The sequence below is a fragment of the Pseudoalteromonas sp. S327 genome (genome assembly GCF_005886415.1).
In the GTDB taxonomy this organism is placed as follows: Bacteria; Pseudomonadota; Gammaproteobacteria; order Enterobacterales; family Alteromonadaceae; genus Pseudoalteromonas; species Pseudoalteromonas atlantica.
Genome location: NZ_PNDP01000148.1, coordinates 1 through 256, shown reverse-complemented (window position 1 = coordinate 256; position 256 = coordinate 1). Strand labels below are relative to the sequence as shown.

Below are 256 nucleotides of genomic sequence, written 5' to 3'. Positions count from 1 at the left end.
GTTATGCCCTCCAGGAGCGGAGCCAATAGCCGCACTATATGGCGTATTTAAAGCAGACTGTAGAGCACTTGAGGTTGCATCACAGGTTTCAGGTTGAAAAACACCGAGTCCTTGTAAAACGCTACTACATTGAGCAACTGGCTGAGGATGGGCATAAATTTTAGTTAATTGGCTTAATTCAGTATCAGGGGTGGCAAGTAAGCTGTGCGCTACCCTGTGTGTCACTTCACCTACAAGTGATCCTTGAGCATCTTGT

General features: G+C 46.1%; 1 protein-coding gene. It reads right to left on the bottom strand.

What is annotated here, in order from left to right:
• On the bottom strand, nt 1–256 hold a 256-nt coding region (locus CWB60_RS20505; protein WP_283240974.1), incomplete at both ends, for a prephenate dehydratase domain-containing protein.